The following is a 14,296-nucleotide window of genomic DNA, read 5'->3' as shown; positions in this document are numbered from 1 at the left end:
AGAAATGATGATGGAGACGTGATGGCCTTTCATAACACAGCACCTCTGGTGATGGCGATTCGTTTAAGCCTGCTTCCGCTTGCCGGACTGGCTTCACTGCCTGCATTTGCTACGCAGTTCGATATTGCCGCCGGAGACTTAGACAAAGCACTTAATCAATACGCTGCCCGCAGCGGCATTATTATGTCAGTGGATGCTTCGCTCACGCGGGGCAAACACAGTGACGGGCTGCACGGCGACTACGCGCTTGAAGATGGCCTGCGCACGCTGCTAAAGGGGAGCGGCCTACAGGAAAAATCGTTAGGCGATAACACCTGGACGCTGGAAGCCGCCCCGGTTGCCAGCGAGGACTCGTTGACCGTAGTCGGCGACTGGCTGGGTGAAGCCCGGGAAAACGACGTGTTCGAACATGCCGGCGCGCGTGACGTTATCCGTCGGGATGATTTCACCAAAACCGGCGCGACGACCATGCGCGAAGCGCTGAACCGTATCCCCGGCGTCAACGCCCCGGAAAACAACGGCACCGGCAGCCATGACCTGGCGATGAACTTCGGTATTCGCGGCCTTAACCCACGCCTGGCCAGCCGCTCTACGGTATTGATGGACGGCATCCCCGTACCTTTTGCGCCATACGGTCAGCCGCAGCTATCGCTCGCGCCGGTCTCTCTGGGCAATATGGATGCCGTTGACGTGGTGCGCGGCGGCGGCGCGGTGCGCTATGGGCCGCAAAGCGTGGGTGGCGTGGTGAACTTCGTGACCCGCGCGATTCCGCAGGATTTCGGTATTGAAGCCGGCGTTGAAGGGCAACTCAGCCCCACCTCGTCGCAAAACAATCCAAAAGAGACGCACAACCTGATGGTAGGCGGAACGGCGGATAACGGTTTCGGCACGGCCCTGCTCTACTCCGGCACGCGCGGCAGCGACTGGCGCGAACACAGCAACACCCGTATCGACGACGTGATGCTGAAAAGCAAATATGCGCCTGACGAGGTACACACCTTCAATAGCCTGCTGCAATACTATGACGGTCACGCCGATATGCCCGGCGGTCTGTCCCGCGCCGACTACGACGCCGATCGCTGGCAGTCCACGCGCCCGTATGACAGCTTCTGGGGCCGCCGCCAGCTTGCCAGTCTGGGATATCAATACCAGCCCGACAGCCAGCACAAATTCAATATTCAGGGTTTCTACACCCGCACCCTGCGCAGCGGTTATTTAGAGCAAGGAAAACGCATTACGCTCTCACCGCGCTACTACTGGGTTCGCGGCATTGAACCGCGCTACAGCCAGAGCTTTATGATTGGCCCGTCTGCGCATGAAGTCGGCGTAGGCTATCGCTATGTCAATGAATCCACGCATGAAATGCGCTACTACACCGCAACCACCAGCGGTCAGTTGCCGTCAACATCCAGCCCTTATGACCGTGATACGCGTTCAGGGACCGAAGCTCACGCCTGGTATCTCGATGACAAAATTGATATCGGCAACTGGACCATTACGCCAGGTATGCGTTTTGAGCACATTGAATCCTACCAGGACAACAACGTTAAAGGTACGCACGAAGAGGTGAGCTACAACGCCCCGCTTCCGGCGCTTAACGTCCTCTACCACCTCACTGACAGCTGGAATCTTTATGCCAACACTGAAGGCTCGTTCGGCACCGTACAGTACAGTCAAATTGGCAAGGCTGTGCAAAGCGGCAATGTGGAACCGGAAAAAGCGCGAACCTGGGAAGTCGGAACCCGATTCGACAACGGCGCGCTGACGGCGGAAATGGGGCTGTTCCTGATTAACTTTAATAATCAGTACGACTCCAACCAGACTAACGATACGGTCACCGCCCGTGGCAAAACCCGTCATACCGGGCTGGAAACGCAGGTACGTTACGATCTCGGCGATATGACGCCCACGCTGGAAAATGTCGCCGTTTACGCTAACTACGCGTACGTTAACGCCGAAATTCGCGAAAAAGGCGACACTTACGGCAATCAGGTGCCGTTCTCACCGAAGCATAAAGGGACGCTGGGCGTGGATTACAAACCCGGCAACTGGACGTTCAACCTGAACAGCGATTTCCAGTCCAGCCAGTTTGCCGACAACGCCAATACCAGGAAAGAGAGCGCGGACGGCAGCACCGGGCGTATTCCGGGTTACATGTTGTGGGGCGCGCGCGTGGCGTATGACTTCGGCCCCGAGATGGCCAACCTGAACCTGGCGTTTGGCGTGAAGAATATCTTCGACCACGAGTATTACACCCGCTCGTATGATGACAACAACAAAGGCATCTATGCCGGACAGCCGCGAACGCTGTATCTGCAAGGGTCACTGAAGTTCTGATTGTTCATTTGTTGCCGGGTGGCGGCGTAAATGCCTTACCTGGCCTACAGAGTGACGTAGGCCAGGTAAGCGCAGCGCCATCCGGCAACCGGAGTTGACTATGTTTGCTTTTATTCGCGTTTATTTTTTCAGCCTGATCGTCCTGGCAGCGCCGGTTTTTGCTGTGACGGTGCAGGATGAACACGGCGCCTTTACCCTGAATAAAACGCCTCAACGGATTGTCGTACTGGAACTGTCGTTTGCCGATGCGCTGGCGGCGGTGAACGTCAGTCCGGTGGGGATCGCCGATGACAACGATCCCACGCGTCTGCTACCGGAAGTGCGCCAGATTATCGGGCAATGGCAGTCCGTCGGCACCCGCGCTCAGCCGAGTCTTGAGGCGATCGGCGCGCTAAAGCCTGACCTGATTATCGCTGACAGCAGCCGCCACGCAGGGATTTACGCCGCGCTGCAAGAGATCGCCCCCGTGTTGTTGCTCAAATCCCGCAATGAAACGTACGCAGAAAATCTGCAATCCGCCGCGATCATCGGGAAAGTATCAGGTAAAGATGCGGAAATGCAAAAACGGCTGACGTTGCATCGGGAACGTATGCGCGCGTTTGCCGCCCACTTGCCGAAAGGGGCCAGCGTGGTATTCGGCACCTCACGCGAACAGCAGTTTAATCTGCACAGCCGCGAATCGTATACGGGCGGCGTGCTCGCTGCGCTGGGTCTGCGCGTGCCGGAGGCAATCAACTCTGCGCCAATGACCACGATTAATCTGGAGCGGCTACTGGCGCTCGATCCGCAGTGGCTGATTGTCGCGCACTACCGCCAGGAGAGCATCGTTAAACGCTGGCAGCAGGATACGTTGTGGTCCATGCTCCAGGCGTCGCAACACCACCAGGTTGCCGCTGTCGATAGCAATAGCTGGGCGCGGATGCGCGGGATTTTCGCTGCGGAACGCATTGCCGGCGATACGGTGAAAATCTTTCATCACCAGACGCCTGATACCACGCAATGAGGACATTGATCATTTGGGGAGCGCCCGTACTGGCGCTCCTGGCAGCGTTCTGGCTGAGCCTGTTCTGCTACTCGGCGATCCCGATTTCACCCGTCAGTGCTCTGCATGCCCTGTTTCCTTCTTCAACGCCTCCGCTTTCGGAGGCGTTGGTACGTAATTTACGTCTGCCGCGCAGCCTGGTGGCATTGCTGATTGGCGCCAGCCTTGCCCTGGCGGGAACATTGCTGCAAACCCTGACCCATAACCCGCTAGCCTCCCCTTCTCTGACCGGCATTAACAGCGGTGCGGCACTGGCGATAGCGTTAACCAGCGCATTCAGCCCCATGTTGCTCAGCGGGTATTCCATCGCGTTTATCGCCGCCGCAGGCGGAGGCCTCGCCTGGCTTCTGGTGATGCTGGCTGGCGGCGGCTGGCGACAGGAGCCCGACCGCAACAAACTGATTCTCGCCGGAATCGCGCTCTCCGCGCTGTGTATGGCGCTGACCCGCATCACGCTGTTATTGGCGGAAGACCACGCTTACGGCATTTTTTCATGGCTGGCGGGCGGTATTGCCCATGTGCGCTGGGCCGAGTTCTGGCAGCTCTTTCCTTTTGTTCTGGTGATTATTCCCGTCATGCTGCTGCTGGCGAACGCCCTTAATCTGCTCAACGTCAGCGATGTCGCCGCACACACACTCGGCGTAAACCTGTTTCGGCTGCGGCTTACCGTCAATATCGGCGTGCTGGTGCTGGTCGGCGCCTGCGTCAGCGTGGCGGGGCCGGTGGCGTTTATCGGCCTGTTAATGCCGCATCTGGCCAGGGCGTGGTCAGGTCACGACCAGCGTAAGTTGCTGCCGATGAGCCTGCTGATGGGCGCAACGTTTATGCTGCTGGCGGATATTCTGGCGCGAGCGCTGGCCTGGCCGGGCGAGCTTCCGGCAGGCGCAGTGCTGGCGCTGATTGGCGCGCCGTGTTTTGTCTGGCTGGCAAGGAGGCGTGGATGAAAGCCTTTATTCTGCTCATCACGTTGTTCCTGCTGAGCATCACCGCGCTGCTGTCATTGCGTCTGGGCGTGGTTCCCCTGCCCTGGTCCGCGCTGATCGATGGCTGGCATACCGGTCACGAGCACCACTATGTTCTGACTCAGTATCGTCTGCCGCGACTGCTGCTGGCGATATTCGTCGGCGCCGCCCTGGCGATTTCCGGCGTACTGGTGCAAGGCATCGTGCGTAATCCGCTGGCCTCGCCGGATATTTTAGGGGTGAACCATGCCGCCAGTCTGGCAACGGTAAGCGCACTCATGCTGCTGCCATCGCTGTCGGTCGTCTGGCTGCCGCTGCTGGCATTTGTGGGCGGGCTTTGTGCGCTGATCTTACTGCGTGCGATTGCGGGTCGCTCCTCCCCCCTGCGTCTGGCGTTAATCGGCGTGGCGTTGTCGGCAACCTGGGCCAGCCTGACGGATTACCTGATGCTCTCCCGCCCGCAGGACGTTAACAACGCGCTGCTGTGGCTGACCGGCAGTTTATGGGGACGCGGCTGGTCGTTTGTGTATGTGGCGCTGCCGGTAATGCTGGCGCTTATTCCACTCAGCGCCTGGTTTTGCCGCGATCTGGATCTGCTGGCGCTGGGCGATGATCGCGCCAGCACGCTCGGCGTCCCGGTCAGGCGGGCGCAGCGCCTGGGATTGCTCCTCGCCGTCGCGCTGGCAGCCACCAGCGTGGCAGTTTGCGGGCCGATGGCTTTCGTCAGCCTGGTCGTGCCCCACCTGACCCGACGCCTGCTGGGAGGGCGCCATCACTGGCTACTGCCCGGCGCTGCGCTAATCGGCGCATTTGTCTTAACGCTGGCCGATTTGCTGGCAAGGATCATTAACCCTCCCACGGAGCTTCCGGCAGGCATGCTCACCGCCATTATCGGCGCGCCGTGGTTTATCTGGTTGCTTGTGAGGATGCGCTAAATGGATATCAGATGTGAAAACCTGACTGCCGGATACGGTGATAAACGCATTCTTGACGGCCTGTCGGTTACGCTACCCGCCGGGCAGATCACCGCATTACTGGGGCCTAATGGCTGCGGCAAATCGACGCTGCTGAAATGCCTTGCCCGCCTGCTCATACCGCAATCCGGCACCTTGCACATTGCGGGTAAGCCGCTGTCGGCCTTCTCACCCCGCGCGCTTTCGCGTCACCTGGCGCTACTGCCGCAACAGCACATGACGCCGGAAGGGATCACCGTGCGGGAACTGGTCAGCTATGGCCGCAGCCCGTGGCTGCCGCTGTGGGGGCGGCTTTCTCGCGACGACCATCAGCATGTCAACCGGGCAATGGCGCAGACGCACACTGACGCGCTGGCAGAAAGGCGGCTGACGGAGCTGTCCGGCGGTCAGCGGCAGCGCGTGTTTCTGGCGATGGTGTTAGCGCAGGATACGCCCATTGTATTACTGGATGAACCCACCACCTGGCTCGACATTAATCATCAGGTGGAGTTGATGGCGCTCATGCAGATGCTAAAACAGGCGGGAAAAACGGTCGTGACGGTACTGCACGATCTGAATCAGGCAAGTCGCTATTGCGATCATCTTGTCGTGCTGGCGCAGGGGAATGTGATTGCGCAAGGGCAACCTGTTGATGTGATGCAACCAGAATTATTACGCAAGGTATTTCAGGTTGATGCGGAAATTCACCCTGAACCGCTGACAGGAAAACCAATGTGTATTATTCGTTAGTCTGCTAGCCATATTTTTACCTGTCCAGAGCAGTCTGTTCATCCTGTCAGACTGCTCATCAAAAATATATTCTTATGCCCTTTATTTTTATTCTCTGTCATTAACTTTAAATATTTAAAAGTTATGTAAGGAACACTATATTTAGTGTTTTTCAACCCAGGTATTTAACGAAGGCGTAGGTTGAAATCCCGCTAATTACCGCGATGATGATTGCAAAAATAACCAGTAACATCAATCGCCTACCGCTATATATTCCTAACATAATTACCTCCTTTACTAAATTTACACTTCCATCAAAACACTGAAAATATACGCTACAAGCGTTATCTAACCATCAAGATAAAATAATCTTTAAAGAAACGCCATTGATTAATGTCAATAATTCAGACTCTTTATTTTAATAGTATAAGCGCGATTCAAAACATTATGCATTTTATACTTCGAGGAATTTTAAATTGACCAGAATGCCGAATAAAAATCGTCTCCATTCTGCGCCATGCGTTGAAAAAAAACCGTACCAGCAATCTGTTAACGAGGTACTTGAAAAAAAGCAGAGTCAGCCTTCCGGGCTGACGCAAAATGAAGCCAGCGCGCGCCTCGCGCAGCATGGGCCTAACGCGCTGCCAGAAAAAGCAGGCAAACCGGCATGGTTACGCTTCCTGGCGCATTTCCACGATGTTCTGATTTATGTCCTGATCGCTGCGGCGGTGCTGACTGCGGTCATGGGTCATTGGGTGGATACGGCCGTCATTTTGGGTGTTGCCGTTATCAACGCCCTGATTGGCCACATTCAGGAAAATAACGCGGAAAAGTCGCTGAAAAGCATCCGCAATATGCTGTCGAACTCAGCGGTCGCGATCCGCAACGGTCAACATGAAACCGTCCCCACAACCGAACTGGTGGTGGGCGATATCGTCGTGCTGCGCGCAGGCGATCGCATCCCGGCAGATCTTCGCGTTATGGAAGCCCATAATCTGCGGGTTGAAGAGGCCATCCTGACGGGTGAGTCCACCGTTGTCGATAAAACAGCCGACACCCTTACCGGCGAACTGCCGTTAGGCGATCGTAAAAATCTGCTGTTCTCCGGCACCACCATCAGCGCAGGCGCCGGGCTGGGCGTGGTTATCGCCACCGGTGAAGAGACTGAACTCGGCCACATCAACCAGATGATGACGGGCATTGAGAAGCACCGTACCCCGCTGCTGGTTCAGATGGATAAACTCGGCAAAGCCATTTTCGCCATTATCGTCGCCATGATGGCAGGACTATTTGTGTTCAGCCTGCTGCTGCGCGATATGCCGATGGGCGAACTGCTGCTTTCTCTGATTAGCCTTGCCGTCGCGGCCGTACCGGAAGGGCTGCCCGCGATCATCTCGATTATTCTGTCGCTCGGCGTACAGACAATGGCCCGCAAACGCGCCATTATCCGCAAGCTGCCAACGGTCGAGACGCTGGGTGCAATGTCCGTGATCTGTTCCGATAAAACGGGCACCCTGACCATGAATGAGATGACGGTAAAAGCCATTATTACGGCGGACAAAAATTACCGCGTTCAGGGCAACAGCTATGAGCCAATGGGCGAGATCCATACTGAGGAGAGCGACACTGCGGTAGAGATCCTGCCCGGCAGCCTGCTGGAGAACTACCTTCGCACTATCGACCTGTGTAATGACAGCCAATTGATTCAGGACGAAAACGGTCACTGGGGCATCACTGGCGGGCCAACGGAAGGGGCCTTAAAAGTGCTGGCGGCAAAAGCGCGCCTTCCCGCCATTGAAACTGAACTGCGCAGCAAAATCCCGTTCGATTCGCAGTACAAATACATGGCGACGCACCATCGCATTGGAAATGAAGAGCGCGTACTGGTGACCGGCGCGCCAGATGTGTTGTTTAAACTGTGCCAGCTACAGCAAACCGCTACCGGTACTGAAGCTTTTACGCAAAATCACTGGGAAGCGGAGATCGCGCGCTATGCGAAAGAAGGTCTGCGCATGGTTGCGGCAGCCTGGAAGCCAGGGCGTGCAGAAGCCGCCTCTCTCACCCATGAGTGCCTGAATGACGGCCTGATCTTCCTGGGCATCGCAGGTATGATGGACCCGCCGCGTCCAGAGGCCATTGACGCAATCCAGGCCTGCCAGCAGGCGGGGATTCGCGTGAAGATGATCACCGGCGATCACCCGCAAACGGCCATGAGTATCGGCGGCATGCTGGGGATTCATAACAGCACCCACGCGGTAACGGGCTACGAACTGGAGCAGATGGACGATGCGGCATTAGCCGAAGCCGCTGTCACTTACGACATCTTTGCCCGCACCAGCCCCGAACATAAACTGCGTCTGGTGAAGGCGCTGCAAAACAAAGGCGAGATTGTCGGTATGACCGGCGACGGAGTCAACGACGCCCCCGCGTTGAAGCAGGCGGACGTCGGCATCGCGATGGGCATCAAAGGCACGGAAGTGACAAAAGAAGCCGCTGACATGGTACTGACGGACGATAACTTCGCCACCATCGCCAGCGCCGTGCAGGAGGGGCGTCGCGTTTACGACAACCTGAAGAAAACGATTCTGTTCATCATGCCCACCAACCTGGCACAGGGTCTGCTGATCATCATTGCCCTGTTGGCTGGGAACCTGATCCCGCTCACGCCGGTACTGATTCTGTGGATGAATATGGCGACCTCCGCCACGCTGTCGTTCGGGCTGGCATTTGAAGCCGGTGAGCGCAACATCATGCGACGCCCGCCACGCCAGAGTAATGAGAACGTCATGGATGCCTTTGCTATCTGGCGCGTCGGTTTTGTCGGAACGTTAATTGCGGCCTGCGCCTTTGCGCTGGAAGCCTGGTTGCAGCCTCGCGGCCACAGCCCGGAGTTTATCCGTACCGTGCTGTTGCAGACGCTGGTCACCGCACAGTGGGTATATATGCTCAACTGCCGGGTTTCGGATGGTTTCTCGCTGGGACGCGGGCTGCTGATGAATAAAGGCATCTGGATGGTCAGCGGCATTCTGTTGCTGTTACAGCTGGCGATTATCTATATGCCTTTCATGCAGATGCTGTTTGGCACAGAAGCGCTGCCGCTGCGTTACTGGGGCATAACCTTCGCTATCGGCGCAGTGCTGTTCTGCATTGTGGAGATAGAGAAACCGCTCACCCGTAAATTCCGCCGGAAATAGCCAGCGGTTCACCGCGAAGCAAAAAGCCTCCCGTAGCGGAGGCTTTTTTTTGCCGATGGGGGAGGCATTTTGTCGGCCCGGTAAGCAAAGCGCCACCGGGCATAGCGCCGGATGGCGGCGCAAGCGCCTTATCCGGCCTACGGGAGAGAAGTTTTGTAGGCCCGGTAAGCAAAGCGCCACCGGGCATAACGCCGGATGGCGGCGCAAGCGCCTTATCCGGCCTACGGGAGAGAGGTTTTGTCGGCCCGGTAAGTGAAGCGCCACCAGGCATGACGCCGGATGGCGGCGCAAGCGCCTTATCCGGCCTACGGGAGAGAGGTTTTGTCGGCCCGGTAAGCGAAGCACCACCGGGCATAGCGCCGGATGGCGGCACAAGCGCCTTACCGGGCCTACGGGAGTGAATCTTGTAGGCCCGGTAAGCGAAGCGCCACCGGGCATGACGCCGGATGGCGGCGCAAGCGCCTTACCCGGCCTACGAGAGAGGGATTTTGTAGGCCCGGTAAGCAAAGCGCCACCGGGCATGGCGACGGATGGCGGCACAAGCGCCTTACCCGGCCTACGAGAGAGGGATTTTGTAGGCCCGGTAAGCGAAGCGCCACCGGGCATAACGCCGGATGGCGGCGCAAGCGCCTTATCCGGCCTACGGGAGAGAGGTTTTGTCGGCCCGGTAAGCAAAGCGCCACCGGGCAGGCAGATTAACGAATGACCATCACCGGAATTTTCGCGTATCGCAAAATATTCGCCGCAGCCGAACCGAGCAAATGCGTTGCAATACCCGGCTTGCGCGAACCGATGATAATCATCTCGGCGTTATGCGCTTCTACCGCGTTATTTACTTCATCACGAATATTGCCATGACGGACTTCAAAACGAATATTCTCCAACGGCGTTTTGAATTTTCTCGCAAGGTTAAGCATTTTTTCTTGCGCGTCATTCGTCATGTATTCCTCGTATTTTCTGATATCCGAGGCAAAACCACGCATTGGGGAGGTACCCAGTTTAGGGAAAACATGCAGCAGATGGATCACGCCGTTTTCTTTGTCCACCATATGATCAGCGTAGGCAATGGCTTTGTCAGAGAGATCCATCGCCAGAATATCAACGGGCATTAAAATGACTTTATTCATGATGATTTCCTTAAGTTAGCTGACAGGTCAATCACATATCCCTGAAAAGACCTGGCAAGATTCAGCATTCATTTGACCAAAATAACGGGGGAATAATAATCAATAATACCCTGTATTTTTTGATCATAAGCAAGAAAGGAAATAACCCATAAAGTCTGTAGATATATTTACGTCCGGTGACAAAACTGACAAGCCTGCTATTTAATTGCACGCTATTTCAGCCCAAAAAAAAGCTCCCGAAAAGGGAGCTTTTTTAATTCATCAGAACGGGATGTCGTCGTCGAAATCCATTGGCGGTTCGTTAGACGGTGCCGGAGCAGATTGTTGCTGCGGACGGGACTGCGCGCCGCCGCTGAACTGGTTGCCGCCCTGCGGTTGCTGAGGCTGACCCCAACCGCCCTGCTGCTGACCGCCGCCCATATTGCCGCCAGCCGGAGCGCCGCCGCCCTGACGGCCACCCAGCATCTGCATGGTGCCGCCAACGTTGACCACCACTTCAGTGGTGTATTTGTCCTGACCGGACTGATCGGTCCATTTACGGGTACGCAGCTGACCTTCAATGTAAACCTGAGAACCTTTACGCAGATATTCGCTGGCCACTTCCGCCAGTTTGCCGAACAGCACAACGCGGTGCCATTCCGTCTGCTCTTTCATCTCACCGGTCTGCTTATCACGCCAGGATTCGGAAGTAGCCAGCGTAATGTTGGCAACTGCGCCACCATTTGGCATGTAGCGTACTTCCGGGTCCTGGCCCAGATTACCGACGAGAATCACCTTGTTTACGCCTCTGCTGGCCATGATCGAGTCTCCTGAAAAACGTTTCTGAATAAGTGTAAACGCGCGATTGTAGCATTACCAATAGCGTTTTTACTACGATGCGAGGCTGATTCCAGTAAACAACCTTGGGCGGACATTGTTACACAGTAGCCTGTGTTTTGCATTCCAATACTGTATATCCATTCAGGTTGAGTTGTGTCATAATTAACCGTTTGTGATCGCCGGTAGCGCCATGCGGCCGGGAAAAAGCGTTTTAATCCGGGAAAGGTGAATGGATAAGATCGAAGTTCGGGGCGCCCGCACCCATAATCTCAAAAACATCAACCTCGTCATCCCGCGCGACAAACTGATTGTCGTCACCGGGCTTTCGGGTTCTGGCAAATCCTCGCTCGCTTTTGACACCTTGTATGCCGAAGGGCAGCGTCGCTACGTTGAATCCCTTTCCGCGTATGCGCGTCAGTTTCTGTCTTTGATGGAAAAACCAGATGTCGACCATATTGAGGGGCTGTCGCCCGCTATCTCAATTGAGCAGAAATCGACATCCCATAACCCGCGCTCTACGGTAGGTACAATTACCGAAATACATGACTATCTGCGTCTGCTGTTCGCCCGCGTGGGTGAACCGCGCTGCCCGGATCATGACGTCCCGCTGGCGGCGCAAACCGTCAGCCAGATGGTGGATAACGTGCTGTCTCAGCCGGAAGGCAAACGCCTGATGCTGCTGGCGCCCATTATTAAAGAGCGCAAAGGCGAGCACGCCAAAACGCTGGAAAACCTGGCCAGCCAGGGCTACATCCGCGCCCGTATTGATGGCGAGGTCTGCGATCTCTCCGATCCGCCGAAGCTGGAGCTGCAAAAGAAACACACCATTGAGGTCGTGATCGATCGTTTCAAAGTCCGTAGCGATCTGTCCCAGCGCCTGGCGGAATCTTTTGAAACCGCGCTGGAACTCTCCGGCGGCACCGCGATCGTCGCAGATATGGACGATACGAAAGCGGAAGAGCTGCTCTTTTCCGCCAACTTCGCCTGCCCAATTTGCGGCTACAGTATGCGCGAGCTGGAACCACGTCTGTTCTCGTTTAACAACCCGGCGGGAGCCTGCCCGACCTGCGACGGCCTCGGCGTACAGCAATATTTCGATCCCGATCGCGTGATCCAGAACCCGGAGCTTTCTCTGGCTGGCGGCGCGATTCGCGGCTGGGATCGCCGTAACTTCTATTATTTCCAGATGCTGAAATCGCTGGCGGAACACTATAAGTTCGACGTGGAAGCGCCGTGGGGAAGTCTGAGTCAGAACGTGCATAAAGTCGTTCTGTACGGTTCCGGCAAAGAGAGCATCGAGTTCAAATACATCAACGATCGTGGCGACACCTCCGTGCGCCGCCATCCGTTCGAAGGCGTACTGCACAACATGGAGCGCCGTTACAAAGAGACGGAGTCCAGCGCGGTACGTGAAGAGTTAGCTAAATTCATCAGCAACCGTCCGTGCGCCAGCTGTGAAGGCACGCGTCTGCGCCGTGAAGCACGTCATGTCTTCGTCGAGAATACTCCGCTGCCTGCGATCTCCGACATGAGCATCGGCCATGCGATGGACTTCTTCAACAATCTCAAGCTCGCAGGCCAGCGTGCAAAGATTGCGGAGAAGATCCTCAAGGAGATTGGCGACCGCCTCAAGTTTCTGGTAAACGTCGGCCTCAACTACCTGACGCTGTCCCGTTCGGCAGAGACCTTGTCCGGCGGCGAAGCCCAGCGTATCCGTCTGGCCAGCCAGATTGGCGCCGGGCTGGTAGGCGTGATGTATGTGCTGGATGAACCGTCTATCGGTCTCCATCAGCGCGATAACGAACGTTTGCTGGGAACGCTGATTCACCTGCGTAACCTCGGCAATACCGTGATTGTGGTGGAGCATGACGAAGACGCCATCCGCGCCGCCGACCATGTGATCGATATCGGCCCCGGCGCTGGCGTACACGGCGGTCAGGTCGTGGCCGAAGGGCCGTTGGAGGCGATTATGGCGGTGCCGGAATCCCTCACCGGCCAGTACATGAGCGGCAAACGCAAGATTGAAGTGCCGAAACAGCGCGTTCCCGCGAACCCGGAGAAAGTGCTGAAGCTGACCGGCGCGCGCGGCAACAACCTGAAAGACGTCACCCTGACGCTGCCGGTTGGCCTGTTTACCTGTATTACCGGCGTATCCGGGTCGGGTAAGTCTACGCTTATCAACGACACGCTGTTCCCGATTGCCCAGCGCCAGTTAAACGGGGCGACCATTGCGGAACCTGCGCCGTATCGTGATATTCAGGGGCTGGAGCATTTCGACAAAGTCATCGACATCGACCAGAGTCCGATTGGCCGTACGCCGCGCTCTAACCCGGCAACGTATACCGGCGTGTTTACTCCCGTACGTGAGCTGTTCGCTGGCGTGCCGGAATCACGCTCACGCGGCTATACGCCGGGACGTTTCAGCTTTAACGTGCGCGGCGGGCGCTGTGAAGCCTGTCAGGGCGACGGCGTCATCAAGGTTGAAATGCACTTCCTGCCGGATATTTACGTACCGTGCGACCAGTGCAAAGGCAAGCGCTATAACCGCGAAACGCTGGAGATTAAGTACAAGGGCAAGACTATCCACGAAGTGCTGGATATGACCATCGAAGAAGCGCGCGAATTTTTTGACGCCGTTCCGGCGCTGGCGCGTAAGCTGCAAACGCTGATGGACGTGGGTCTGACCTACATCCGTCTCGGTCAGTCCGCCACCACGCTCTCTGGCGGTGAAGCACAGCGCGTGAAGCTGGCGCGTGAATTGTCGAAACGCGGCACCGGGCAGACGCTGTACATTCTGGATGAACCGACCACCGGTCTGCATTTTGCCGATATTCAGCAACTGCTGGACGTGCTGCACCAGTTGCGCGACCAGGGCAACACCATTGTGGTGATTGAGCACAACCTGGACGTCATTAAGACGGCGGACTGGATTGTCGATCTCGGCCCGGAAGGCGGCAGCGGCGGCGGCGAAATTCTTGTTTCCGGGACGCCGGAGACGGTCGCAGAGTGTGAAGCGTCACATACTGCCCGTTTCCTCAAGCCAATGCTGTAATAATGCCCGATGGCGCTGCGCTTATCGGGCCTACAGAATATGCGTAATAGTTTGTAGGCCCGATAAGGCGCTTGCGCCGCA

The 14,296-nt window shown here is 56.6% G+C and carries 10 protein-coding genes; 8 read left to right on the top strand and 2 right to left on the bottom strand.

Features of this window, described 5'->3' with window-relative positions:
* Nucleotides 1-21 precede the first annotated feature (21 nt).
* The 7 genes from fecA to OGX80_RS12015 all read left to right on the top strand — a co-directional run bounded on the left by fecA (nucleotide 22) and on the right by OGX80_RS12015 (nucleotide 9,923).
* Entirely contained in the window at nucleotides 22-2,337 is a 2,316-nt protein-coding gene (gene fecA / locus OGX80_RS12045) for a TonB-dependent Fe(3+) dicitrate receptor FecA (RefSeq protein ID WP_071257682.1), read from the top strand.
* A 100-nt stretch (nucleotides 2,338-2,437) separates the two neighbouring features.
* Complete coding sequence (locus tag OGX80_RS12040) at nucleotides 2,438-3,340, top strand: Fe(3+) dicitrate ABC transporter substrate-binding protein FecB (RefSeq protein WP_114647569.1); 903 nt, start codon at nucleotides 2,438-2,440, stop codon at nucleotides 3,338-3,340.
* On the top strand, nucleotides 3,337-4,323 hold the full coding sequence (fecC, locus tag OGX80_RS12035) for an iron-dicitrate ABC transporter permease FecC (RefSeq protein WP_114848701.1): 987 nt from the start codon (nucleotides 3,337-3,339) through the stop codon (nucleotides 4,321-4,323). Before OGX80_RS12040 ends, fecC begins: the two co-directional genes overlap by 4 nt.
* Complete coding sequence (gene fecD, locus OGX80_RS12030) at nucleotides 4,320-5,276, top strand: Fe(3+) dicitrate ABC transporter permease subunit FecD (RefSeq protein WP_115182206.1); 957 nt, start codon at nucleotides 4,320-4,322, stop codon at nucleotides 5,274-5,276. Before fecC ends, fecD begins: the two co-directional genes overlap by 4 nt.
* The gene (gene fecE, locus OGX80_RS12025) at nucleotides 5,277-6,044 is read left to right on the top strand and encodes a Fe(3+) dicitrate ABC transporter ATP-binding protein FecE (protein WP_012134609.1); all 768 of its coding nucleotides are present in this window, start codon (nucleotides 5,277-5,279) and stop codon (nucleotides 6,042-6,044) included.
* Nucleotides 6,045-6,508: 464 nt separating this feature from the next.
* Nucleotides 6,509-9,217: a cation-transporting P-type ATPase gene (locus tag OGX80_RS12020; protein ID WP_115182207.1), complete on the top strand. Its 2,709-nt coding sequence runs from the start codon at nucleotides 6,509-6,511 to the stop codon at nucleotides 9,215-9,217.
* Nucleotides 9,218-9,614: 397 nt separating this feature from the next.
* Nucleotides 9,615-9,923: a hypothetical protein gene (locus OGX80_RS12015; RefSeq protein WP_142757168.1), complete on the top strand. Its 309-nt coding sequence runs from the start codon at nucleotides 9,615-9,617 to the stop codon at nucleotides 9,921-9,923.
* Here the strand turns inward: OGX80_RS12015 and OGX80_RS12010 are convergent.
* Together OGX80_RS12010 and ssb1 are read right to left on the bottom strand one after the other, a co-directional pair.
* Entirely contained in the window at nucleotides 9,913-10,344 is a 432-nt protein-coding gene (locus tag OGX80_RS12010; protein ID WP_012134612.1) for a universal stress protein, read from the bottom strand. The two genes, OGX80_RS12015 and OGX80_RS12010, sit on opposite strands and share 11 nt — an antisense overlap.
* A gap of 261 nt (nucleotides 10,345-10,605) precedes the next feature.
* Nucleotides 10,606-11,142, bottom strand: a complete 537-nt coding sequence (gene ssb1, locus OGX80_RS12005; protein WP_047459655.1) for a single-stranded DNA-binding protein SSB1 — start codon at nucleotides 11,140-11,142, stop codon at nucleotides 10,606-10,608.
* Between the two features lie 250 nt (nucleotides 11,143-11,392).
* Between ssb1 and uvrA the strand changes: the two genes are divergently transcribed.
* Entirely contained in the window at nucleotides 11,393-14,215 is a 2,823-nt protein-coding gene (uvrA, locus tag OGX80_RS12000; RefSeq protein ID WP_012134614.1) for an excinuclease ABC subunit UvrA, read from the top strand.
* Nucleotides 14,216-14,296 lie beyond the last annotated feature (81 nt).

Origin of the sequence: Citrobacter sp. CK194, assembly GCF_030333395.1 — a bacterium.
Lineage (GTDB): Bacteria > Pseudomonadota > Gammaproteobacteria > Enterobacterales > Enterobacteriaceae > Citrobacter_B > Citrobacter_B koseri.
The sequence above is the reverse complement of the archived record's forward strand: the minus strand, read 5'-3'. Positions and strand labels throughout refer to the sequence as shown.

Coding starts and splice junctions, on each gene's coding strand:
- fecA (WP_071257682.1), top strand. CDS start 22: ATGGCCTTTCATAACACAGCACCTCTGGTGATGGCGATTCGTTTAAGC.
- OGX80_RS12040 (WP_114647569.1), top strand. CDS start 2,438: ATGTTTGCTTTTATTCGCGTTTATTTTTTCAGCCTGATCGTCCTGGCA.
- fecC (WP_114848701.1), top strand. CDS start 3,337: ATGAGGACATTGATCATTTGGGGAGCGCCCGTACTGGCGCTCCTGGCA.
- fecD (WP_115182206.1), top strand. CDS start 4,320: ATGAAAGCCTTTATTCTGCTCATCACGTTGTTCCTGCTGAGCATCACC.
- fecE (WP_012134609.1), top strand. CDS start 5,277: ATGGATATCAGATGTGAAAACCTGACTGCCGGATACGGTGATAAACGC.
- OGX80_RS12020 (WP_115182207.1), top strand. CDS start 6,509: ATGCCGAATAAAAATCGTCTCCATTCTGCGCCATGCGTTGAAAAAAAA.
- OGX80_RS12010 (WP_012134612.1), bottom strand. CDS start 10,344: ATGAATAAAGTCATTTTAATGCCCGTTGATATTCTGGCGATGGATCTC.
- ssb1 (WP_047459655.1), bottom strand. CDS start 11,142: ATGGCCAGCAGAGGCGTAAACAAGGTGATTCTCGTCGGTAATCTGGGC.
- uvrA (WP_012134614.1), top strand. CDS start 11,393: ATGGATAAGATCGAAGTTCGGGGCGCCCGCACCCATAATCTCAAAAAC.